Origin of the sequence: Microcoleus sp. Pol8_D6, assembly GCF_036700965.1 — a bacterium.
GTDB lineage: Bacteria > Cyanobacteriota > Cyanobacteriia > Cyanobacteriales > Microcoleaceae > Microcoleus.
Map to the genome: position 1 here is coordinate 124,637 of NZ_JAUBPW010000005.1, position 24,249 is coordinate 148,885.

A 24,249-nucleotide genomic window follows, 5' to 3' on the forward strand; every position below is an offset into this window, starting at 1 on the left:
TTCTTTTATTTTTTGCATAACTTAGGCCTCATCAAATCCATATTATCTGCCAATAACAAGTATTATGTGGGAAGCACTCAAAAATATCTTTTCCCCAACTCAGTATATGCCTCACGGTCATTGCTATCTTTGGCAAACGCCTTTAGTGTGGCTGCACGTAACTGGGGACTTTTTAATCGCGATCGCCTACTATTCAATTCCGGCGATGCTAATTTATTTTATCTTCAAGCGGCGCGATGTTCCTTTTTTAGGAATATTTGCTCTATTTGGTGCATTTATTATTCTCTGCGGCACGGGTCACTTGCTCGACATTTGGACGTTGTGGCATTCCGCTTATTGGCTGTCGGGGATTGAAAAAGGAATTACTGCACTGGTTTCCTGCTACACCGCCGCCTCGATGGTAACACTATTGCCCCAGTTTTTGTCTTTAAAAACCCCCCAAGAATTAGAAGCCATAAATCGCAAGTTGCAGAGTGAGATTGCGGTGCGTGAAGATGCAGAATTAGCGTTGCGCCACGCTTATGATGACTTAGAAATAAAAGTTCAAGAGCGCACCACCGAGTTGAGAGAAATTAATGGTTATTTAGAAGCAGAAATAAGAGAAAGAATAGCCGCTGAATCCGCTTTACGGGAACGAGAAACTAGGTTAACAGAACAACAAAATGGTTTGCTAGAATTAGCAAAAAATTCTAGTATCTACGAGGGAAATATCGGCGAGGCGTTGAGAGAGATTACGCAAATGGCAACTCGTACCCTGAATGTCGATCGGGCAAGTATTTGGTTTTATCAGGAAGATAGATCCGCAATGTGCTGTGCGGATATTTACGAACTGACTCCCAATCAACACAGCGCCGGTGCAGAACTGAAAGTTGCTGACTATCCTAGCTATTTCCAAGCTTTGAATACAGAACAGGTAGTCGCAGCGGTTGATGCCAAAACCGATCCGCGCACCCGAGAATTTAGCGAATCTTATTTGACGCCTTTAAACATTTCGTCGATGCTAGATGTTCCTATTACCCATCAAGGACAAATTGCGGGTGTAATTTGTTTAGAACATCAAGGAACGACGAGGAATTGGACGCTCGACGAACAAAGCTTCGCTAGCTATGTGGCGCAGATCGCAGCTTTAGCAATGGAAGCTCGCGATCGCAAACAAGCAGAGTTAAACTTGCGCTCTGTCACCGAACGCTTGCAATATTTGCTGGCGACTACCCCGGCGGTGATTTTTAGCTGCAAATTAGGGGGAAATTATGACGTAACATTTGTCAGCGATAATATTGTTTCAATGATGGGTTATGAAGCCAGAGAATTTCTTGATGGTTCCCTTGATTGGCATAGCCTCATTCACCCCGACGATAGAGAAAATGTTGCAACTGCATTCGCTCAGATATTGGAAAAAGAATCGATTTCCTACGAATACCGCGAACGGCACAAAGACGGTACTTATCGCTGGATATACGATGAGATCAAGTTAGTCAAAAATTCTGCTGGCATACCTGTGGAGTGCGTGGGTTATGGAGTAGATATTACTGCTCGCAAACAGGCGGAAGCAGCTTTGCAGCAACAATTTAAAAGGGAGCGGCTCGTGAATTCCATGCAAGAGCGAATTCGTTCCTCTCTTAATCTAGAAGAAGTGCTGACAATGGCTGTGGAAGAAGTCCGCCAGTTTTTGTCAACTGATAGAACAGTTATTTACCGCTTTAATCCAGATTGGAGTGGATTTATAGCCGTCGAGTCGGTATCCGTCGGTACGATGCCGATTTTGGGAATTGACATTAATGACCCTTGTTTTCGAGAACACTACGTCTCTATTTACGAGCAGGGACACCTGCGCGCTATCGACAATATTTATACGGCTGGTATTTCCGAGTGCCACATTAATTTACTAAGCGATTTGGAAGTTAAAGCTAACCTCGTCGTTCCCCTTTTGCAAGGTAATAAATTATGGGGGCTACTCATTGCTCATCACTGCCGCAGTCAAAGGCATTGGAACTCTTCTGAGATAGAATCTCTCAAGCAAATTTCCGTGCAGCTAACAATTGCGATCCAGCAATGCACGCTTTTTGAACAAGCTAAAACAGAAATTGCGGAACGCAAATTAGCAGAAACAGCATTACAAAAAGCTGTCGTAGCTGCTGATACAGCTAACCGCGCCAAGAGCGAATTCCTTTCTTCTATGAGCCATGAATTGCGGACTCCTCTGAATGCCATTCTCGGATTCAGTCAGGTGATGGTGCGCGATTCATCTCTCAACAATCAACACCAACAGCACCTAGAAATTATTAATCGCGCCGGTGAACACTTGCTTGCCCTGATTAATGACATTTTGGAAATGTCTAAAATTGAAGCGGGCAGAAGTCAGCTCAATGAAAGCAGTTTTAATTTAATGCGCTTGCTAAAAACCTTAGAAGAAATGTTTCGATTAAAAGCTAAATCTAAGAAATTGCAGCTAAATCTTGAAGTGGGTGACGGTGTACCGGACTTTGTTAGTGGAGATGAAGGTAAATTGCGCCAAATTTTGATTAATCTTGTAGGAAATGCGATCAAGTTTACAGAGGTGGGTAGCGTTACTTTGCGAGTGAAAAAGAAGGTAGAAGAAAGTTTGGGGGCTGAAACCGCAGAGTTTTCGGACACACAAAAAAAACTTGCCGGCGCGGGTTCTGAACATTCCGAAAGCTTAGCGGTTGAAACCGCAGCTATACAAAGGAAACCCGGATGGTGCACTGCTTTTAATCAGTCCGAAAGCTTGGCACACTGTGATTGTGTAGACGCGAATCACCTTCACCCGGAATTGTTACGCCTTCAGTTTGAAATTGAAGATACTGGCCTTGGCATTGCCACAGAAGAAATGAATAAGTTATTTGAACCATTTGAGCAAACAAAAACAGGTCAAAAATCTCAACAGGGGACTGGATTAGGTTTACCAATTAGCCGCAAATTTGTACAAATGATGGGAGGAGATATTACTGTCAGCAGTACACCTCAGTTGGGAAGTAAGTTTGCATTTGATATTCAAATCAACCATGCCACTCCCACTGAAATTAAAATTCTTAAACCGCAGAAAAAAGTAATGGGTTTAGCACCGAATCAACCAGAATACCGGATTTTGGTTGTTGACGATCGCGCCGATAACTGCCTAGTCATAGAGAGATTATTGTCACCACTAGGCATCCTCGTGCGAGAAGCTAGAGATGGTGAAGAAGCTATTGCTGTATGGGAGGATTGGCAACCGCACCTGATCTGGATGGATATGCAGATGCCTGTCATGGATGGCTATGAAGCCACCAGAAAAATTAAAGCTCATCCTCTCGGAAAACAAACTGTAATAGTTGCTTTAACTGCGAGCGCTTTTGAAGAGGAACGACAAACTATTTTAGGAGCAGGATGCGATGATTTCATGCGTAAACCATTCGAGGCAAAGATATTATTTGCGAAAATGGAAGAACTTTTAGGAGTGCGTTACATTTACGAGGAATCTGTTGATGCACCCCTAGAAAATGAAAACGAAATTAGCGGAGTGACTAGCAATCAATCGGTGGAGTCACAAATCGGTCAAATGCCTCTTGAGTGGGTAGAAAAGATATCTCATGCTGCTCATGAATGTTGCGACGATAAAATTGTCAAGTTGATTGAGGAAATGCCGAGCGAGTTTGCTTTTGCCGCAGAATACTTAACTACTTTGGTGCAAGATTTCCTATTTGACGATATTATAGATATAGCGCAGTCAGCAGTTGCAACGAGGTAAAAATAACCATTTTAAACTAATCTTAACTTTGGAGGCTATTTTATTTAAAAAAGACCTAACATTCCGCCCCAATACCGTCTCCTTGCCATCTATTTTTAGCAAGACCAATCGGAATTTCTACCGTTGCGTTTTTTTTGAGGTAAACTTCTTAAGTGTTAATATCTTTCATCTTGACAAACTACCGTGAGCGATCGCATGGACAGCCATCAATATCCTACAATTCAAGCCAACATTTTAGTAGTTGATGATAAGCCAGATAATGTGCGGCTTTTATCTACAATCTTGACCGAACAAGGGTATCAGGTTCGTAAAGCGCTGAATGGGCAAAGGGCGATCGCTACAGTGCAAGAGTTTCCGCCGACTCTAATTTTGCTGGACGTGATGATGCCAGACATGAATGGATATGAGGTATGTGCAAAGTTGAAAGCTTCACCAAAAACCAGCTCCATTCCCGTAATTTTCTTAAGCGCCTTAGATGACGTTTTAGATAAAGTGAAAGCTTTTGATGTGGGAGCAGTTGACTATATTACTAAACCTTTTCATGGTAAAGAAGTATTGGCACGAGTGGCAAATCAGTTAACAATTCAAAGTCAACAACAGTTACTGCAACAGCAAACGAAGCAATTCCAAGAACTTGTCGAACGTTTGCAAAACGAAATTAAAGAGCGGCAGGGGGTGGAGCTAGCTTTACGGCTTGCTCAAACAAAGTCGGATCATTTATTGCTGAATATTTTACCAGCAGCGATTGTTGAAAATTTGAAAAAGGGCGAGGGTTCTCCTGCCCAGAGGTTTGATTCAGCAACAGTTCTTTTTGCCGATATTGTCGATTTTACGTCTATTGCTGCGAGAATGTTACCTCTAGAATTGGTAAATGTATTGAACCAAATTTTTTCCAGGTTTGACCAACTAACTGAAAAACACGGTTTGGAAAAAATTAAAACAATTGGAGATGCTTATATGGTAGCGGGGGGGTTGCCGGTGCCGAGGGCAGATCATGCAGAAGCGATCGCGAATATGGCCTTGGATATGCAGGAAGCGATCGCTGATTTTCAAACTGATAGAGGCGAACCATTTCAAATTAGGATTGGCATTCATACAGGGCCCGTAGTTGCTGGCGTAATTGGCACTAAAAAATTTATCTATGACTTATGGGGAGATACTGTTAATGTTGCTTCTCGGATGGAATGTCAAGGATTACCGGGATATATTCAAGTTACTACGGCTATTTACGAACTGTTAAAAGATCGGTATTTATTTGAAGAAAGAGGTGCGATCGCGGTTAAAGGAAAAGGAGAGATGATCGCCTATTGGCTAAAGGCTACAAAAGATAATTCAGCGGTTGAAAGCGATGCTTGTCAAACGCAGTCCACTCCTACCGAACTAAGAGAGTACCCACATACCCCACTTCTTTAAGAAGTCGGGTATCTAACCTAGGAGCTATGGATGAAGATCGAGCTAATCCTTAAAAAATGAAAATAATTTGCAGTTTGCAATTTGGATTTTCCCGAATGATTTCAATGCGATCGATAAATTCTCGAAAGTAAAACCTGCGTTCTGATTCTGATAAATCGAGCCAAAATTGGGGTAGGGAAACTGTTTGGGCAGTTTCTCGCAAATTTACTGGGGGCAGTTGCGCTAATTTGCTTTGCAGTTCGGCAATTTCGGTGCGGATTTTGTAGGCTCTAAACTCTGCCGTTTCGGTGTCTAATATGCCGCTGTCAATCAGGGCAGAAAGTTGCTCTATAATTTCTTGTTTGGATGCGATCGCTCTGACAATTCCTGCTTTAATTCCATTCATATTCGGCATTTGCAACCCAGCAACAGCATCGGGTAAATCCCGACAAATACCGGCGATGGTTAATTGCAATACTTCATCGTAGGAAATACCGCTACATTTAGGCTGTTTTGGACAGTTAATCGGTCGCAAATAAAGGTATTCTTTTTCTTGGCGGTAGGAGGTGACTTTGGCAACTGTCATGGGGGATTTGCATTCTGCACAAATTGCTAAACCTGCGAGGGAACGTGGGGCGCTAGCGCTGCGAGGAGAAAGGCAGCGGTTACGGCGCAGTAACCTGTCTATTTGGGCGGCTTCTTCTCTGGAAATAATCGGGACGTGGGTGTTAGAAATTACTTGACCGTTTTGATATTCCAAATCGCCTCGGTAGGCTGGATTTGTCAGCCAGCGGCGGCCGGTGCTTACAGAGATTTTTTTGTTGTATTTCTTGGCTAAATACCGCACGGAACCTCGCAAGGAACCGTAAATTAAAAAGTGTTCAAAAAAGTCTTTGACGGTGGGGGCGGTGGTTTTATCGATCGTATAACAATCTTTGCCGCGCCGGTAGCCGTAGGGAGCCTTACCCGGTGGAATCCGGGATTTGATGCGGTTGCGGGCGTGTCCTTTGCGAATACTCCGGCTGTGTTGGCTGCGCTGGATTTCTGCGAGGATTTGCAGCAAGTTTTGGCGGTTTCGCGGTTCTGTTTCTGCTTGTACGATGATTTCGACGCCGAGGTTTTCGAGTTGGGCGAGGTGCGAACACACTTGCTGTACGGTGTCGCCGAGTTCTTCAAAACGCTGAATTAACAGGTATTTGACTGGTTCTGTTTCGCAGTCTTTGAGGAGTTGTTGCAGTTGTTGTCGCCCTCCTAAGTCTTGATAGGTGCGATCGACTTCTTGACCCCAAATTTCCGGTGCGGGTGCTGCTTCGAGTAGCGGTTCGGTGTAAGAATAAGCGATGATTTTCATCTGTTACTCGCTGAGTTCGATGATGTTGCCGTCGGGATCTTGGGTAAATAATGCCGATCGACCTGACGCGCTCATTTGAAACTGGCAATTGTGAGCGATTAACTGCTGTTTAGCTGCTTCTAAGTTAGCAACAGAAAATGCTAGATGTCGGTTGCGTCCCCATTTGGCATTGTCTACCGCATCTGGGATAATTGTTTTAGCTAAAAGTAGGTGGAGCTGGAAGTCGCCCACTTGATACCAGATTCCGGGAAATTTTAAGTCTCGCTCTATTTTTGGCAGTTTTAATACGGTGCTGTAAAAGTGTTGCGATTTTTCTAGGTTTGAGATGAGTAGGGCGCTGTGGAGGGATTTAGTAATTTGCATTTTTGTGGAAATTTCTTTTTTTAGTTTAACCGCTGATGCAGGCAGATGAGCGCTGATGAACGCAGATTTTTTGATGTTGGTTTAGTTTTTGATATGATAACATTGTTAGTCGCTCTTAATATATCCATTATCAAGTCTTGTAACAAAAAACTGCCTGCTGGGAGCGTTTTTAACAATGGTTTCAGAAAAAAGTGCGATCGTCTCCAGATCGGGCAAATTCCGTCTCCGCAATGTCTTAGTAGTTCCCTTTGTTCTCCAAATTTTGGCTGCTGTTGGCTGCGTTGGCTATCTCTCTTACAGAAACGGAGAGCAGATAGTCAACGATATTGTTAATCAGTTGCGGCAGGAAGTGAGTGCGAGAGTTTACGAACGTGTTCAAACCTATCTGGAAGCTCCGCCACTGGTGAATCAGATCAATCAGGATGCTGTACCTTTGGGAGTGTTGAACTTTGACGATTTGGAGCAAGCTAGACCCTATTTTTGGAAACAAGTTCTGCAATTTAAGTCGATCGGTCACGCGGGAATTGCCAACGAAAAAGGTCAGTACCTGCGTGTGGGTTGGGTAAATCGACTTGTTGGACTTGAACAACCTAAGCTTGCCCAGCAACTGATTCCGGGGGGCGGCGACTTGATATATTACAACCTTGACGATAATGGAAACCCGACAACAATCGACAAAACCACGCCCAATTATGACGTTCGCACGCGCCCTTTTTACAGAGTTGTTGTTGAGAAGAAACAGGCAGCTTGGAGTGAAGTTTATATTAATTTTGGCTACGGTACGCTGCAAATTAATGCGAGTCTACCCTATTATGATGCCGACGGCCAACTAATTGGCGTGCTGACTTGCCAGATGGGACTAGATCAAATTCGCCACTTCCTGCAAACCTTAAGGGTGGGTAATTCCGGTCAAGTATTTATCATTGAACCCCAGGGTGAATTAATAGCCACCTCGGTTAAAGAACAGCCTCTTTCCGTGGGAACCGGCAAAGATACAAAGCGGATCAAAGCACAGGAAAGCAGCAACTCGCTGATGCGTCAAAGTGTGGTTTATCTGCTCGATAGCTTCAAGCGTTTGGAAGACATCCATCAAACTGTTCAACTTGACTTTAAGCTAAACGGTGAGCGGCAATTTATCCAAGTTTCTCCGCTAACTGACAAGTACGGTCTCAATTGGCTGATTGTAGTAGTCGTTCCTGAAGCCGACTTTATGGCGCAAATTTATGCTAACACTCGGCAGACTATTTGGCTGTGTATTGTGGCTCTAATTGTCTCTGTTGGAGTGGGTATTTTCACCGCTAGCTGGATTACTCGCCCCCTGAACCAAATTGCTCAAGCTTCAGAATATCTAGCAGGTGGTGCTCTCAACCAGAACGTTGCTTCCAGTCGGATTTGGGAAATTGAAACCTTAACAAATTCCTTTAACAGCATGGCGAGACAACAGCAAGAATCCTTTGAAACTCTAGAAGATAAAGTCAAAGAACGCACCTCTGAACTCGCCACAGCCACGAAACAAATTGCTGCTCTCAACCAGCTCCTGAAAGCGGAAAACCTCCGCATGAGCTCCGAACTCGATATGCTCAAACAAATGCAGCAGTTGATTCTGCCAAAACCTGCTGAACTCGCAGCAATTACAGAGTTAGATATTGCCGGATTTATGGAGCCAGCCTCGGAAGTAGGGGGTGATTACTACGACGTACTTTGTACTAACAGGGTTGTCACGATTTGCATTGGTGATGTCACCGGACACGGATTAGAAAGCGGCATTTTGATGGTGATGACTCAAGCTGCTGTCCGCACTCTTCAGGAAATGCAAGAATCCAACCCGGTGCGTTTTTTAGATACCCTCAACCGCACTCTTTATAAAAATGTCCAGCGCATGAACTCCGACAAAAATATGACACTAGCTTTGCTCAACTATGCGGATCGCACAATTAGTATCAGCGGTCAACATGAGGAAACTCTTGTGGTCAGGAAAGGTGGTCAAATCCAGCGGATAGACACCCTAAATTTAGGATTTCCGCTCGGCTTAGATGAGGATATTTCCGATTGGATTAGCCATGTTATAGTAGACTTAGAGCCGGGGGATGGGGTGGTGCTTTATACTGACGGCATTCCCGAAGCTAGAAATATGCACAAAAAATTCTACGGTATCGAAAGACTCTGTGAAGTGGTTTCTCAAAACTGGCATTTGAGCGCCGAACAAATCAAGCAAGCCACAATCGATGATTTGCGAGAATTTATTGGAGAACAAAAGGTATTTGATGACATTACTTTGCTAGTATTGAAGCAACAGGGACATATTGTGCATAATTAATGATTGACGCTCGTCAACCCGGTTTTTACGATCGAGCTTGGATTGAGTCGCCAAGCATTGAACCAGCAACCGGATTTATCGCTTCGCCCGTGTAAGTTGTAATAATTTACAGCGAGCGAGTAAAACAATTTTGCGCTCCCAGATTCGGGAGTATACATTATGCAACCAAAACTAAATTTACCACATTCTAAATCTCCAGAAGAGCTCAATACCCAGCTACAGGATTTGATGCAAAAACTTGAGGAAGTCGAAGATGAAAAAAATAGCTATGAAACTTTAGTAGAAATTATCACGGAACACTCCACGGATCTTGAAAACCAGATCCATCATAAAAACCGAGAGATGCAGACTTACATTGAGCAGGTAAAAAAGGTTATAGATGCAGCTATTGCTGTAAAAAACAATAGCTTTGAACCCCAGATATTGTCAGATGTGGCAGGGCGCAGCGATGCACTGGGAGAACTGGCACAGGTATTTTCGCATATGGTGCAAAAGGTGAAAGCGCGGGAACAAGAATTAGAGAAACTTTTGCAGGCTTACGGACGTTTTGTTCCCGATGAATTTCTCCAATTTCTCGGCAAGCAGAGCATTGTTGATTTCCAGCTTGGAGATCACGTCAGCAAAGAGATGGCAATTATGTTTTCCGATATGCGTTCGTTTACCACGATGGCGGAGCAAATGACTCCTCAAGAAAACTTTGACTTCATCAATAACTATTTACAGCAAATTAGTCCCGAAATTCGTAAGCACAATGGTTTTATTGTCAAGTATATTGGAGATGGAGTCATGGCAGTTTTTCCTGATGGCGTGGATGATGCTATTCAGGCAGGAATTGTGAAGTTGGAGCAGTTGCAGAAATACAATCAAAGCCGTAAAATAAATGGGGATATACCGCTCAAGATTGGCATTGGTATCCATGTGGGTGATACGATGGTTGGGATTATTGGAGACGCGAATCGGATGCAAGCCGATGCGCTGTCAGATCATGTGAATCTCACCGCTCGTCTGGAAGGTTTGACTAAGTATTATGGCGTATCTTTATTAATTTCTGGAGATGTGGTACAACGTTTGAGTCAACCCGAAAAGTATCATATCCGTTTTTTGGATCGGGCTATTGTCAAAGGTAGACAAGAAGCCATTACAGTTTGTGAGGTGTTAGATGTTGAAGTAGAACCAGTGCGATCGCTCAAAATTCAAACTTTGCCTATATTTGAGGAGGGACTCGAAGAATATTGTCAGGGAAATTTTGCTAATGCCATAGTTTGTTTTGAACAGATAGTGGCGCTAAATCCCGCTGACAAACCCAGCCAACTTTACCTAAAACGCATCCAATCGCTGTTAGAAAAGAGTATTCCTGCTAACTGGAATGGCGTGTGGAAATTCACCCAGAAGTGACATTAATACATCAATTGGAGGCAGAAAAATTATGACATCTGGAAACTTAAAAACAATGACACAAATCTTTGGAGAATTCATTGAAGATTTTCCTCCTGAACACGACTCCCTAGAACTTACATTTACCCCTAGTTCTCGCCCCATCAAACAGCGCTGGCGCAATAACAGGCTTTCGGCTCATTTTGTAGCAGATTATTTGTCTAGCTTTCTACCGCTGGATGAAGAGGATACTAGCAGCGAGAAACGGATAAAAGAAAGCAAGGGAGCTGTGAGTTACGTCGCTAACGAACTGTTAGAAAATGCGATAAAATTTAATAACGATGATACCAATTACAAGGTCAGATTTGGTATACATTTTATTGGTGAAACAGAGGTGATGGCGGTAGTTTTTGCCAGTAATAGTGTCAAGCCCGAAAGGGCGAATAAGTTGAAGGAGTTTATTGAAGAAATTCTGGATTCCGATCCCAATGAACTTTATTTGCAGCAGCTTGAAAATAATGCGGAATCTGAAAGTGACACATCGGGATTGGGATTGCTGACGATGATTAATGACTATTCAGCTAAGATAGGTTGGAAATTAGATCGCAGGCCAGATAGTGATACCATAATTGTTACGACTGTAGTTCAAATTAGGGTCTAGTTGCTAGCATTTCAATATTTACTCTCTTGTGCGATCACACTATTTTAGTCAGGAAACAAAATCACAATGGGCATTCAAGAAATTCAAGGTGAAGATTACAGCATTCAGTACGATCCAGAATCAGTCACTGTCACTTTCCAAGGCGAACTCAGCCTGAGCGGCCCAGCAGAGTATGCGCCAATAGTCGAATTGTTAGATGAGGTCGCCAATCCCGAACCGCCTACTATTACCTTGAACCTAAAAAATTTGGAATTTGTTAACAGTTCTGGTATCAGTATGCTGTCGAAGTTTGTCATTGCCGTTCGGAAAAAGAAAACGATTCAACTTTTGGTATTGGGTTCAAATGATGTTCCCTGGCAACAGAAATCTCTCAGAAATTTAGAAAAGCTGTTGCCAACTTTGAAGCTAGAATTAGCGTAGGATATGTGGAAATTTTAATTACTGTTAACATAGGCGGGACGCCCGTGCCACACACCGTTAACACAGGCGGGACGCCCATGCCACACACCGTTAACACAGGCTGGACGCCCGTGCCACACACCGTTAACACAGGCTGGACGCCCGTGCCACACACCGTTAACACAGGCTGGACGCCCATGCCACACACAGTTAAAATAGATAAATTTCGATGATTAGTAAATTGCTTAAGTTTGCTGGATCGGCAGTTCAATGATAAACTCGGTTCCCTTGCAGGGTTCAGACTCGCACCGGAGCGATCCTCGGTGATTTTCTACTAAGATTTTGTAGACAATAGACAATCCTAAACCAGTACCTTTACCAATTTCCTTGGTGGTGAAAAACTGCTCGAACATTCGCTCTTTTATCTGTGGTGTCATTCCGGTACCCGTGTCAGCAATCCGCACTCTCACGCGATCGGGCCCAGCTAATTCTGTGCTGATCAAAATTTTTAGCGCAGCATGGGGCTGATTTTGTGATGCCTCGTCCAAAGCATCGATCGCGTTGGTAATTAGATTCATAAATACTTGATTTAGCTGTCCTGAATAACACTCTACAGGAGGCAATTTTCCATAATTTTTAATTACTTGAATGTCGCGACGGTCTATTTGAGAATTGAGACGGTTTCGCAAAATTAACACGGTGCTGTCAATGCTGTCGTGCAAATCGCACATGGTCATGTTACTGTTATCGGTGCGCGAAAAGTTGCCCATAGATTTGACAATTTCGCGAATGCGATTGGAACCCATTTGCATGGAAGAGATAACTTTAGGCAAGTCTTCAACTAGAAAATCAAGATCTATCTCTTCGATTTTAGCTGTGATTTCGGGACAGGGATTGGGATAGCATTCTTGATAGAGACACAGCAGGTGCAACAAATCTTGAGTATAAATTGCGGCATGGCTCAAGTTGCCGTAAATAAAACTAACTGGGTTATTAATTTCGTGGACGATACTAGCCATTAGCGCCCCCAGCGAAGACATTTTTTCGCTGTGGAGGAGTTGAGCTTGAGTTTGTTTGAGTTCGCAAAGTGCGCGATCGAGCTGGGCGGCTTGAGCTTCCGCTTTCGAGGTAGCAGCACAACTTTCTTGATAAAGTTCAACCTGTTTAAGGTCGATTTCAAATTGTTCGATTTCGCTTTCTTGCTGGTATTGGCTCACCACGGCATCGAAAGCTTCTAGCAAGTCGCCGCCCGCTGCTTCGACAATGTACAGGAGATGGGGATTTTCCAGCATGAGTTCGGCATCAGGAACTTGCACTAATGCTTTTATTCGATCGATATATGCGCGCACTTGTTTGTCTAAATACAGTGGCGGCTCCAAATACATTGCCTTGAGGGTGGCTGAAGGGGGACTGCCTAAGTTGATGCTGCTGCCAATATTCATTAAGTCGCGGTGGGATTTTTGCATAAGCTCGATCGCCTCTAACAAATTCACCCGCAGTTTGGCTCTTTCTAGCCCATTCTGAGAGCAAACTAACCTCATGCAAAAAAAAGCCGTTCGTTGGGAAAGCATTCGCTGGCGGCCGCTGATATTAATTACCGCAGCACTAATTTTTCTGGCTGTCGTAATTTCTTCCAGATTAAAATAGTTCCTCATTGCCGCCATTGGTAATATCCCCGACTCAACTAAATGTCTGTAGCTCGTGCTGACACAAGATTTAAGAGCCATAAAAATAATTGTACAATACACTAATCAATATATTCTGTATTTCCTAATAAAGTAGTATACTAAAACACAATTATTGGCAATTGGTGGCTTATCACAAGTTTTATGATTCGGCTTATTGCACAGTTTTTCTTAATTATTCAAAAATTTACAAATCAACTTCGCCATAATTTGAGCTTGAGTTTGCGGCAACCCGTGAGCAGCATTGGGAATAATTACTAACTCGGCCCCCGGTATCTCCTTAGCGTAGGTTTCACAGTGCCATAGAGGAATTGTTTCGTCGCTATCTGCTGCGATAACTAAGGTAGGAATTTGCAATTGGTGAATTTCTTTTTCTACTGTATCAACTGCGTCTTCCGGCCGCATCCGACTCATTAAAAATGACCTTGCTACTGGTTGAGACATTAACTCCCTGCGCCACCCGGAAATTTGCTGCAATTTCTCACTTTTTCCAGCTAAACTCGCAAAAGGTTTTGCCAAGTGCAAGACCCAATCAACGGCTGGGGTTTCCCACAGCAGCGGCCGCAAAGCATCGTATTGACCGCAAAAACTGTCGTCCCGAATTCCGGCTGGTGCTGCTAACACTAAACTGCTAACAGAATTAGGATATTTGAGGGAATATGCAGATGCTACCCAACCGCCAAATGAATGTCCGATGATACAGCAGGGTTCGATATTTAGTTGTTCTACAACTTGCCGGACAAAATCAACTTCTACAGCTACGTCGTAGCGGATTTCTGGTTTACTGGATTCTCCAAAACCTAACATATCTAAACTGATGCACCGAAACTGAGATTGCAATAACTCAATTAATGGCAGCCAGCAAGTCTTTTCTCCGAAGAAACCGTGCAGCATCAATAAGGGTCTGCCGCACCCGATGTCGAGGTAGGCGGCTGTTTGGGGGGTGCTATTGACAAATGTACTTAATGTGTGCTTTTGTCCTACAAGTGCTTGAGACTGCATGGGTGATCGACTCCTAATAAGTAAGATACATTTGTAAAGGATTGTAACAAAAAAGCAGTTCAAACGTTAAACTTCATTACGGAGTACACAGTTAGAAATAGACCATGATATTGTCTATGATTATTAGAAAACACTACAAACCCAAAGCAGGAGAACACTTTGAACTCTACTTTAAAACAGTACCCGGCTTGCTCTCTTCGCGAAGATGTCAGTGAGTACGTAGCACACCTACAGCTTCACATGACGTTACAAGCTCGCAACTTGCTCCCTACCATTACCACCGCTAAGGATAGTCGCGAACAACTGTTGCAGCAGACTCAGGCTCATTTTGAGAAACGTGTTTCTCGACAAACTATTTAAACAAATTTAACGATCGCCCGCGGTCGATCGAACTTTCCCACATTTCAGCATCCCAGAAACCCGGTAGCCTCAACAATACCGGGTTTCTTTTCGGCTAATTATGCAGGGGCCCGGTTTTGGGCAATATTCGTTCGGTGTGTTTTAAATTTAATGTCTATGCGAATTCCGATTATTGCATTTTTGACTTTGGCGGCGCTGGCTGGTGGCGAATTGGCAGCGCGGGCGATCGATCCGAGTGCCGCATCGACTGAGGCGGAGTTTAGAGAGGGAACCGCAGAGGCGCAGAGGGCTCAGAGGGAGGAGGATGAGGTCATCGGTGACAACTTAACGTCAAACCGACCATCTCTGTTGTTTGTAGGGAAGTCTAGATCCCCCCTAGCCAAGGGCGGGCACGGGGGCACCGCCCCTACTAAGGGGGGGACAAGAAATATGCTCAAAGTCCCCCTTCTTAAGGGGGATTTAGGGGGATTTAGACTAGATGAGAAGCGACATTTGTTATCGGTTCCAGTCTTAAATAGTCACCAATCGGATGAGGTGAACCCAACTGTGCAGGATTTGCCGGCATCGGATGAGCTCGCAGCTTCTCCAGAAGTACGCGCGGCGCAGCTATCCCTTGGGGAATCTCCCTCATATCGTTTCCGGTTGCATCAAAATAATAAAATCGAGTCAACAGTTAACACTCAACCATTCAGTTTTTCCACCCCGAGTCAAGAGTCAACAGCCAACAGTCAACAGTCAACAATCATTCCGGTGCAACCGGAATTGATATCACTCAAGTCCAGCCATAATAAAGATTTTACATCTCTGTTAAAAACTCCGGCGACGATCGCGACACAAGCCGAAATCCCCGAAGCAGTAAACAGCAACGCCCGACAGCTAGGCGGTACTCTACAAATCAGTCAAGCGGGCAATGCTGAGGGCGTTTACGTTGCAGAGGTGAAAATTCGCTTTGTCAATTCCAGAGGCGAAGCTGTTGATAAAAAAGGGAATCCGGTTGAGGGCAGAATTTCGGAAGATTTTATCCGAGGTGAGCTCAAACTCAAGGCGGGGGATAACTACAGCCGGGAAGTTGTACGATCGGATTTACAGCAGTTGCAGCAATTGGGATTGTTTGACAAAGTGACGGTTTCGATTGAAGAAGTTGGCACGGATGTTAATGTAATCTACAACGTTCAAGAGCGATCGGCTCGCTCTTTTAGCGTTAGTGCCAGTCTTAGTGATGACGTTGGCGTTGCTGTTCCTCTTTCCTATACCGATCGAACTTTCGGCACCAACCCCCAGCGGCTAGCGGTGGAACTTGAACCCAGCCTCCGAGGTATCCAGTACGATGTCGAGTTTGTCAGCCCTTACGTTGCCGCCGAAGACCGTTTGGGATACAGTGTGAGAGCTTTTGGCGATCGCAGAATATCGGAAATTTTCAACAAAGATATTGATTTGCCCAACGGGAACCGAGTTCGGGAAATTCGGATGGGGGGAAATCTCAGGTTTACCAGACCTTTGGGCGATTGGCAATCGACTTTGGGACTGAATTATACAAATATCAGTACGCGCGATCGCAACTTAAATATCGCCCGCCGGGACGAACTCGGCAATCCTCTCACATTCAGCGGCAGCGGCGTTGACGAGTTATACACTGTTTCTTTCGGTGCGATGCTCGATCGGCGGGACAATCCCTTCAACCCCACCAGCGGTTCGATTCTCAGCCTCAGCACCGACCAGTCGATACCTCTGGGTCGAGGTAACATTGTGAGCAACAGGCTGTTAGCAAATTATATACAGTATGTACCACTAACTTTGCTGGGCATCAGCGAGTCCGAAGCCTTGCCCGAAATGCTGGCTTTTAACTTGCAAGCGGGTACGGTAATCGGGGATTTGCCACCAACGGAAGCTTTTCGCCTCGGCGGCCGCAATTCTGTGCGGGGTTACGATAGCGGGGATATTGGCAGTGGCCGGAGTTATTTTTTGGCTTCCGGCGAATATCGGTTTCCTGTGGGCAGGGATGTCGGCGGCGTGATATTTGTTGATTTTGCGTCGGATTTGGGCACAGGAGATAGTGTACTCGGAAAACCGGCCGTAGTCAGGGACAAACCGGGGACTGGGGCGGGTGTTGGGGTGGGTGTGAGGGTGCGATCGTCCTTTGGATTAATTCGCTTAGATGTGGGTGTTAGCGACTCCGGCGACATCAAATTGATACTCGGTACCAAGCAGCGATTTTGAATTAGTCATCAGTCACGAGTTAACTGTAGGGGCGGGTTTTACCAACAATATTTGATAACCGCAAACAATCTTGTAAACCCGCCCCCACACAACCGATAACCCAGATTAACCTGATATTGGAGCGAATCCAAAAAATGTAGATTCGGATTTGTCGTTGGGTGGGGGCGGGTTTATTATATTGTTGGTTTCTGGCATAGATGATTGGTAAAACCCGCCCCTACAGGATGCGTGAAGATACAAGAAGCGATTTCAATTGCCAGTTGCTAAAAAAAGGTTTCAGCCTACGGTTTTAAACAGATTTTGCGCGACGAAATTGCCGACCGCCAAACCCGTTGGCAGCGCATCATCAACCGTAGCCTCGCGCACGTGCACGCCACCGTAAACGCGACTGATCGCATCCTCATAGGCAGCATCGTAAAAACTGTTGTAAGTGCGCGTTACACCGGGCATTTCTTGGGAAACTGCCGTAAAAGAGTAGTTTTCACCAAAAAAGTTGGTCATCACTCCGGCAAATGCACCGCCAAAAGTCGAATGTCCAGAGATGTAATCTGGGAAGGGCGGGGTGGGGCTGAGTAGGGGCTCCCATTCCGGGTCAGTCACCGTTCCTGAAATGCCATGTTTCTCGCCAAATCCCCCGGTAATCAAATCGTCTGGTCGGGGTTGAATGACTTTGCTGTTGTACTTGGCATCCCAAGCCACAATTCCAGCATCGGCCAAAGCGACGTTCAACTCAGCAAACAAGCGCGCATTTTCCGGGACGGTTTTTTCCTCGCGCATGGCGACTTCTTCAGCAATTTGATTCAATTGTCCGTAAGGTCGGAAAGTGTCGGCGCGATCGTCAGCCCAGAAAAAGGCGATTTCAGTTTGGTCAGGAGTTCGCGTCACGGTGGTGTTTGCGGTACTCTGTTTCCCCCCCAACAGTCGAACTTCTTCCAAGTCTTGCACGAAGCGATCGGTTCCCGGTACGCCATCTAAACCGTTCGGGGCAAAGGCTGCGGTGTTGGGGATAGCAAAGGGCTTGACTTTGCCCCAGTTTGGCCCGAGTGCCGCGCCTTTGTTGGGGCCTTCGGTATTCGGTCGCCAAACGTAATCACCCTCTGGGGGAACGTAAGGGGCATTGTTGCTGGAACCATCGTTGGCGCGGGAGGCGAGGATGGTATCAGCAACGAAGTTCCCAAAGGCGACTCCATCGGCCTCGGCTTGCGGTGTGTCGTCGATTTGTGCTAAGGATCGGGCGAGTTGTCGATCGAATAATTGAGTTTGATTTGGCAGCAGTGTGACTAACGCTTTGTGGGCTGCTGCTGCTGCTGCTGCTTCCTCGGATGCGCCAATGGGGGCGGGAGTGTTGACAGCATAGGACGTGTGAGTGCGATCGAACGCATTCACCGCATCGTAAACTGAGAGGGAAGTAATCGCCATCAGGCGCGATCCTACAGTAGGCGGCACGCCCCGTCCCGCTTTACCTTCAGCTTGGATCGCATTTAAAGCGATGGCATTCCAGTCGATGACAACATCGCTTCCGGTTGCCGAAACCAGTTTCGAGATTTGCTTGCTTTCGTTGTTCTGGTCAATTTCGGCAATCAGGTTGCAAGCCCCCGGAGCCCCAACCGAGGTCATGTTGGCATAGTTCAACTTAACGGTTGTGGATTGTCCCGGCAGCAGGTTGACTTGTTGGACAGTGGAGGTAAGTAAGCAATCGTTGACTAATTTGCCGTCTGGGGCGCGATCGAGCATCTCGTCTGTGGAAGTGTAGAGTTTGACCGTGACGGGGCCTGTAACTGGTGCGGAACCTTGATTTGTCAGCTTCACAGTGACTTTACCTCGATCGCCCATTTCAATGGTTTTGGGTAAATCGATCTTGCTGAATTTAGCCACTAAATCTCCCTGGGAGGGAAGTAAATTTGGGGCAGCTACTCTATCTACCTCTTCCTGATTCATGTATGTTACTTTATTGAAAACTTTAAGCTTTTTGTGTTTTTTCAAATGTATCCTACCATTTACTCCTTCGATTAGTTCTTATGTAAATCTTTATAAAAATCGACCTATTCACCATTCCTTTATCGAATCTTTATAAATGTGCTAAAAAGTCCGTATTACTGAGTAAGCGCGCATATTTTTTTCTTTTCCTTTTTTTACAAAACTTTACTCTCTAAGTCGGTTCATAATTTCTTCAAAAAAGCTAGATAGCATTTATTGACAATTAAAAATAATAAGTTTTTTATCTACTCTCTTCAGAACTCGAACATATCCTCGGTAGGGACATAACAATTTTGTGTACTGTGTTCTAGGCAATGGAGAATTGCTATATGTTGGTAATATTAATCGAAATTGAGTACAATAAATAACTCGGTAGGAACCGAACAATGTTGTGTCCTGTATTGTAGGAAATAGAGAATTGCTATATGTTTGTGGTATTAATCGAAACTCAGTGCAATACCGCACCTCGGTAGGGACACAACATTGTTGTGTCGTGTGTTGTAGGCAATTGACAATTTCTAGATATTTGTGATATTCATCGAATAGGTAAGGACACAACAAAGTTGTATCCCTACTGTGTTGTGTGAACAATTGACAATTGCTATCTTTATCCTAGTAAATGCTTAACGCTTTGGTTTCTTCACATCAACAGTTTTCGACTTAGCCGCCGGAGTGCGCGGATAAAACTTAAACTTATTGAGCGCAGCACTTGCCGATTTAGCCACACCGCTATCTATATCTCGCAAAGCTTTTTGTAGCAGCGGAATCACTTTTTCAGACTTAATCATTGCTAGTGCTTCCACAGCAGCTTCGCGCACCTCCGGGTGAAGATCTTGAGCTAATTTTCCCAAGGTTTCTATTGCTCGCTGACCTTCGGATCTCAGAGCATTAGCAGCAGCCATTTTACCTAAAGCAGACGCTGCAAACTTGCGGGTTTCTTTGTCCTGACTTTGAACACATCCCATCAACTGCGGTAGGGAATAGCTTGGTGCTTGTCTGGTAATTGGAAGCTGTTGTTCGAGTGCTGGTTGATGTAAATCAATTGGTTGTGGTTCCGAAAAATCTGTGTAATTTAACTCTTCTTCAACTTCTGTTTGATTTAACTCACTTGACAGTTCCTGCCAAACTTCTTCTTCTTGTGATAAACCTTCGGCAAATTCTGTTGAATTTAACTGACTGAACTGCTGCTCCGGGACTTCTTGTTGTACATTACTTTCGTACTGGTCTTGCAAAGACCTGATAGTAGCTTGCATCTGAGCTTCGTGCTCTCTCAACTGCTCGTGAGCCGCTTGCAACTGACTCTCGTATTGCTCTTGCAAAGCCTCCATATTTAACTGCATCTCAACCTCGCGGTTCTCATATTCCTCGGCAATTTGCCTCAAGCGAATTTCGTGTTCATTTTGCAAGTTTTGCAAATGTTGCTCCATCTGAGCTTGATAATTTATATGCAATTCGTCAGCAACTCTAAGTAAATGATGTTCGTGTTCTGCTTGCAAAGATTGGATATTTTGCTGCATCCTAGCATTGTTAGCGGCTTCTAATTCCTCGCTGATTTGTCGTCGCAGCTCGTACTCGTCTACGCTGGCAAGTGGTTGGACCTGACTCTCGCGTTCTGCCAAAACTTGTTGGAGCTGACTGTCGCGTTCTGCCCGAACTTGTTGGAGCTGATTTTCGTATTGAGCCGCAACTTGTTTGAGCTGGTTTTCGTATTGGGTAGTAACTTGTCTGAGTAAATTTTCGTGTTCGATAGTAGCTTTTCTAAGCTGATTTTCCCGTTCTCCTTGCTGAGATTCGACAGCTTGTTGCACCCGAGACATCTGAGCTAATTCTATTTCCTCACTAATTCTGCGAGTTTGCTGCAAGTATTCTTGCTTTTGCTTCTTTAAGCGTTTTTCCACTAACCAGTAAGCAACTGCTACCCCTGCCAAAAAACCTACGATCGCTCCTATGATACCCACAACTGAGATCCTCCCGACAAAATAGTGATGCTGGACTTTTTACATTTAACCATAGAGCCTCCTGTAACCGCCCAGTAGCAACAGCCAAGCTGTCACTGCCAGCCAGTGAAGTGCCACCGCAGGCCAGATAGAACCGCTTTGCAGGTAGGCGATGGAGCACGCAACTCCCAAAATTGCCGCCAGTAGCAAAAATACTGGATTCATAAAGGTCGATCGACCAACCGGGTAAAAAGTCAGCGCGTTCAGCGGGTGGTACACTACAAAAACCGCCAAACTCGCGCATCCCCAAAACCACAGCATTAACCCAGAAGCATTCTCTAACGGATGTGGCAGCATTAACACGCGGAAATATACTTCCTCGGTGATGCCGGGACTTAACAAACAGCCAACGAGCACTCCCACAATTGTAGGCCGGGAGGTTTGCACATCAACTTTCAAAAATCCCGACCAAAAACCGATAGGAAGCGCGATCGAAGTGTAAACCAGCGCGAGCATAGCTGCAACCAGCCAATCAGTGAAATCGGGAATAGTTGAAAAAGCTAGGGTGACGCGGCGTACCAGCAATCCCAGCAGCGTCATCGCACTAAAATTTAACATAATCAAACTGATCCTTAAAATTTTCAAACAGATGTTAGCAGTAAGTTGAGCCGTTTATTATGCAAAACCAATCATTGCCACCCGTCAGAGTGCACGTTTTTGTTTCGGGATTAGTTCAAGGAGTAGGATACCGATATTCAACGATGAATCAAGCAAAGTATTTCGGCCTGGGCGGCTGGGTAAGAAATCTCCCCGATGGCCGCGTCGAGGCTGTCTTTGAAGTATCCAAAAAAGCTGTGGAAGGAATGATTAGTTGGTGTCGTCGGGGCCCCACCGGTGCTACGGTTAGTGAGTTGGTTTTGGAATACGAAGACCCGGAGGGCGATTCCCTTGGCGATAGCTCCGCTTCACGCACTTTTGAGATCCGCCGATAAAACAATAAAGGAAATAAACTGCGGTTGAAACCGCTACTATACAAACGAAGTATGCCTAGTCTACGGCAGGCTTCGCCCAAGCAGACTAAAGAATAAATCCGATAAAAAGCGCGAACTTGGTATTGCCAATTGATCAATGATTAGCAAGTTGACTTAAATTAGCAAACAACTGAGAAACTTTGGTCAAATCTTTATCTCCCGGCGCTATTTCTACGCCGCTAGAAAGGTCAACACCGCTGAAATTATTGCCGATCGCACTATCAATTGCATTTAAAATATTATCGGGTGTTAAACCGCCCGCCAGCAGCCAAGGACACTGGGGTCTAAACTCTGATAGCATCATCCAGTCGATCGTTTTACCAGTACCGCCCAATTGCCCTGGATGGTAAGCATCCAGCAGTAAAGTATCGACACGAACAGCATAAACAGCAGCGGTGGCTAAAGTTTCAGGAGTCTTAACTCTCAGGGCTTTGATAATTTCAATTCCCGGCAAAAACTCCCGCAGTTGATCGCAATATTCCGCTGTTTCATCTCCATGCAACTGCACCCCGCTTAAATTTGACTCTGCCGCTACTTGACAGATATTTTTTATTGTGGTGTTGGCAAAAACGCCGATGCGATCGACATTTTCCGGCAACTGCTCGACAATCAGGCGAATTGTTGCTGGGCTGACATAGCGCGGGGAAGCCGGCACGCAGATAAACCCCAAAGCTTGGGCTCCCAAGCGGGCGATCGCAATTCCTTGGTCTAATTTAGTGATTCCGCAAATTTTAACCCGCACTCCGACTTCTCCCTTCCAAATTTGTATCAAAATATAAACGAATTGTTAACTATTAAAACAAATCTTAGTTTAATGCAAAACGCTTTTTATAATCTTGGAAATCAATTGATCTGTAACATCAGGAGATAAGAACGTGATCAACTCATCTTTGCTGTTAGCCGTACAATCTACCGCTCCCTCAACACCGGAGTGGTCGCCACTGGTAGGACTGACAATGATTTTATGTAATTTGCTGGCGATCACGATCGGCTACTACGGCATCTCCAAGCAAAACCGAGGCAAGGGCCCAGCTTTACCCGTTGCACTCCCTGGAATGTTCAAAGGCTTCGGCGTACCAGAATTGCTGGCAACAGCCAGCTTCGGTCACTTGCTCGGAGCCGGAGTAATCTTGGGCTTGGGTAACGCCGGAGTTCTGTAAAAATCAGGGGAAAGGCAAAGGCAAGGGGTAGAAAAGATATAATAGAAACTCTTTCTTGCTCTCCTTTCCCAGGAAACTTCATGCAGACAGGTTGGCGAATCGGCTCTTTATTTGGCATCCCCCTAGTTATAGATTATTCGTGGTTTATAATTTTAGCCTTAGCAACCCGCGAATACGCCAGCAGTTACCGCCTGTGGGGGCCTGCGCTCTCTTGGAGTGCGGGGTTAGCAATAGCCCTGCTACTGTTTGCTTCCGTGCTCTTGCACGAACTCGGACACAGCTTGGCGGCGATATCGCAAGGCATTAAAGTTAATTCTATTACCTTATTCTTATTTGGCGGGGTAGCTTCGATCGACTCGGAATCAAAAACTCCCGGTCAAGCTTTTCAAGTAGCTATTGCCGGCCCTCTCGTCAGCTTTGCGTTGTTTTTAATCCTCGGTTTGGGTTCTCAAGTTCTTCCCCCGAAAAGTTTGTTAGCAATTGTCACGGAAAGGGTAGCACTAATCAATCTCGTTTTGGGATTATTTAACTTAATTCCCGGTCTACCTTTGGATGGAGGACAAGTTTTAAAAGCAGCAATTTGGAAAATCACTGGCTCTCGATTTGCCGGCGTTCGCTGGGCGGCAAAAACCGGACAAGTTTTAGGTTGGCTGGCTGTTGCTTTGGGTCTGAGTTTATGCTTTTTAGCGCGCGAGTACGGCGGCTTGTGGATTGCGCTGATCGGCTGGTTTGGCATTCGCAATGCCACTGCTTACAGCCAAGTTACTTCGCTGCAAGAAGCCCTGCTCAAAATTAAAGCCAGCGATGCGATGAGTCGCGAGTTTCGAGTTGTAGATGCAGATTTGACTCTGCGAGAATTTGCCGATCGCTATTTGTTAGAAGTCAATCCGTTTCCATTTTACATTGCTGCGACCAACGGCCGGGATTTGGGGTTAGTGTCGATCGACGATATCCGCTTCACAGAACGCAGTCAATGGCAAGTTCAGACTTTGCACAACATTTTGAAACCCCTGGGAAAAACCCCCACAGTCTCGGAAAAAGCATCCCTCGCAGAAGTAATTAACAGCATGGAAGCCCGTCAACTCCCCCGAATCATCGTCCTCTCGCCGATTGGTTCAGTAGCGGGGACGATCGATCGGGGCGACGTGATTAAAGTTTTAGCAAAATACCTCAGACCCCAGATTTCAATGGCCGACATCAAGCGCAGCAAAGAAGAAAACAGCTATCCGCAGGGATTGCAGTTAAGTGCGATCGCCAAAACTGCACAAGAAAACTAAA

20 protein-coding genes are annotated in these 24,249 nt (G+C 45.1%); 12 read left to right on the forward strand and 8 right to left on the reverse strand.

The window, feature by feature from the left end:
• Positions 1 to 64 precede the first annotated feature (64 nt).
• Positions 65 to 3,745 (forward strand): GAF domain-containing protein, encoded by a 3,681-nt coding sequence (locus QUA10_RS03795; RefSeq protein ID WP_333081070.1) that lies wholly within the window; start codon positions 65 to 67, stop codon positions 3,743 to 3,745.
• A 195-nt stretch (positions 3,746 to 3,940) separates the two neighbouring features.
• A complete protein-coding gene (locus QUA10_RS03800) occupies positions 3,941 to 5,158 on the forward strand; it encodes an adenylate/guanylate cyclase domain-containing protein (protein ID WP_333081167.1) in 1,218 nt (405 codons plus the stop codon).
• 49 nt (positions 5,159 to 5,207) lie between these two features.
• Here the strand turns inward: QUA10_RS03800 and QUA10_RS03805 are convergent, their stop codons facing one another.
• Both QUA10_RS03805 and QUA10_RS03810 read right to left on the reverse strand, forming a co-directional pair.
• Positions 5,208 to 6,488 carry a recombinase family protein gene (locus QUA10_RS03805; protein WP_333081069.1) on the reverse strand — a complete coding sequence of 427 codons (1,281 nt, stop codon included), beginning with the start codon at positions 6,486 to 6,488 and terminating at the stop codon, positions 5,208 to 5,210.
• A gap of 3 nt (positions 6,489 to 6,491) precedes the next feature.
• Complete coding sequence (locus tag QUA10_RS03810) at positions 6,492 to 6,851, reverse strand: VOC family protein (protein ID WP_333081068.1); 360 nt, start codon at positions 6,849 to 6,851, stop codon at positions 6,492 to 6,494.
• Between the two features lie 175 nt (positions 6,852 to 7,026).
• Here QUA10_RS03810 and QUA10_RS03815 point away from each other — a divergent pair, with 175 nt between their 5' ends.
• The 5 genes from QUA10_RS03815 to QUA10_RS03835 all read left to right on the forward strand — a co-directional run bounded on the left by QUA10_RS03815 (position 7,027) and on the right by QUA10_RS03835 (position 11,835).
• A complete protein-coding gene (locus QUA10_RS03815; RefSeq protein ID WP_333081067.1) occupies positions 7,027 to 9,168 on the forward strand; it encodes a SpoIIE family protein phosphatase in 2,142 nt (713 codons plus the stop codon).
• Positions 9,169 to 9,327: 159 nt separating this feature from the next.
• Positions 9,328 to 10,563, forward strand: coding sequence for an adenylate/guanylate cyclase domain-containing protein (locus tag QUA10_RS03820; protein ID WP_333081066.1), 1,236 nt, complete (start codon positions 9,328 to 9,330; stop codon positions 10,561 to 10,563).
• A 31-nt stretch (positions 10,564 to 10,594) separates the two neighbouring features.
• On the forward strand, positions 10,595 to 11,203 hold the full coding sequence (locus tag QUA10_RS03825) for a DUF6272 family protein (RefSeq protein WP_333081065.1): 609 nt from the start codon (positions 10,595 to 10,597) through the stop codon (positions 11,201 to 11,203).
• A gap of 66 nt (positions 11,204 to 11,269) precedes the next feature.
• The gene (locus QUA10_RS03830; protein WP_333081064.1) at positions 11,270 to 11,623 is read left to right on the forward strand and encodes a slr1659 superfamily regulator; all 354 of its coding nucleotides are present in this window, start codon (positions 11,270 to 11,272) and stop codon (positions 11,621 to 11,623) included.
• 5 nt (positions 11,624 to 11,628) lie between these two features.
• Positions 11,629 to 11,835, forward strand: a complete 207-nt coding sequence (locus tag QUA10_RS03835; protein ID WP_333086174.1) for a hypothetical protein — start codon at positions 11,629 to 11,631, stop codon at positions 11,833 to 11,835.
• A 12-nt stretch (positions 11,836 to 11,847) separates the two neighbouring features.
• Here QUA10_RS03835 and QUA10_RS03840 read toward each other — a convergent pair whose 3' ends face one another.
• Together QUA10_RS03840 and QUA10_RS03845 are read right to left on the reverse strand one after the other, a co-directional pair.
• The gene (locus QUA10_RS03840) at positions 11,848 to 13,329 is read right to left on the reverse strand and encodes an ATP-binding protein (RefSeq protein WP_333081063.1); all 1,482 of its coding nucleotides are present in this window, start codon (positions 13,327 to 13,329) and stop codon (positions 11,848 to 11,850) included.
• A 129-nt stretch (positions 13,330 to 13,458) separates the two neighbouring features.
• Complete coding sequence (locus QUA10_RS03845) at positions 13,459 to 14,289, reverse strand: alpha/beta hydrolase (protein WP_333081062.1); 831 nt, start codon at positions 14,287 to 14,289, stop codon at positions 13,459 to 13,461.
• A 159-nt stretch (positions 14,290 to 14,448) separates the two neighbouring features.
• Here QUA10_RS03845 and QUA10_RS03850 point away from each other — a divergent pair, with 159 nt between their 5' ends.
• Entirely contained in the window at positions 14,449 to 14,649 is a 201-nt protein-coding gene (locus tag QUA10_RS03850) for a hypothetical protein (RefSeq protein ID WP_333081061.1), read from the forward strand.
• 150 nt (positions 14,650 to 14,799) lie between these two features.
• Positions 14,800 to 16,866: a BamA/TamA family outer membrane protein gene (locus QUA10_RS03855; protein WP_333081060.1), complete on the forward strand. Its 2,067-nt coding sequence runs from the start codon at positions 14,800 to 14,802 to the stop codon at positions 16,864 to 16,866.
• 276 nt (positions 16,867 to 17,142) lie between these two features.
• Here QUA10_RS03855 and QUA10_RS03860 read toward each other — a convergent pair whose 3' ends face one another.
• The 3 genes from QUA10_RS03860 to QUA10_RS03870 form a co-directional block, all read right to left on the reverse strand.
• On the reverse strand, positions 17,143 to 18,804 hold the full coding sequence (locus QUA10_RS03860; RefSeq protein WP_333081059.1) for a vanadium-dependent haloperoxidase: 1,662 nt from the start codon (positions 18,802 to 18,804) through the stop codon (positions 17,143 to 17,145).
• A gap of 662 nt (positions 18,805 to 19,466) precedes the next feature.
• Positions 19,467 to 20,801 carry a HEAT repeat domain-containing protein gene (locus QUA10_RS03865; protein WP_333081058.1) on the reverse strand — a complete coding sequence of 445 codons (1,335 nt, stop codon included), beginning with the start codon at positions 20,799 to 20,801 and terminating at the stop codon, positions 19,467 to 19,469.
• Positions 20,802 to 20,846: 45 nt separating this feature from the next.
• On the reverse strand, positions 20,847 to 21,398 hold the full coding sequence (locus QUA10_RS03870; RefSeq protein WP_333081057.1) for a CPBP family glutamic-type intramembrane protease: 552 nt from the start codon (positions 21,396 to 21,398) through the stop codon (positions 20,847 to 20,849).
• A 59-nt stretch (positions 21,399 to 21,457) separates the two neighbouring features.
• Between QUA10_RS03870 and QUA10_RS03875 the strand changes: the two genes are divergently transcribed.
• Entirely contained in the window at positions 21,458 to 21,772 is a 315-nt protein-coding gene (locus QUA10_RS03875; protein WP_333081056.1) for an acylphosphatase, read from the forward strand.
• A gap of 133 nt (positions 21,773 to 21,905) precedes the next feature.
• On the opposite strand, the gene QUA10_RS03880 is transcribed toward QUA10_RS03875, so the two are convergent.
• A complete protein-coding gene (locus QUA10_RS03880) occupies positions 21,906 to 22,553 on the reverse strand; it encodes a phosphoribosylanthranilate isomerase (RefSeq protein ID WP_333081055.1) in 648 nt (215 codons plus the stop codon).
• A gap of 133 nt (positions 22,554 to 22,686) precedes the next feature.
• Here QUA10_RS03880 and psaK point away from each other — a divergent pair, with 133 nt between their 5' ends.
• Complete coding sequence (gene psaK, locus QUA10_RS03885) at positions 22,687 to 22,971, forward strand: photosystem I reaction center subunit PsaK (protein WP_333070476.1); 285 nt, start codon at positions 22,687 to 22,689, stop codon at positions 22,969 to 22,971.
• 80 nt (positions 22,972 to 23,051) lie between these two features.
• Positions 23,052 to 24,248 carry a site-2 protease family protein gene (locus QUA10_RS03890; protein WP_333081054.1) on the forward strand — a complete coding sequence of 399 codons (1,197 nt, stop codon included), beginning with the start codon at positions 23,052 to 23,054 and terminating at the stop codon, positions 24,246 to 24,248.
• Position 24,249 lies beyond the last annotated feature (1 nt).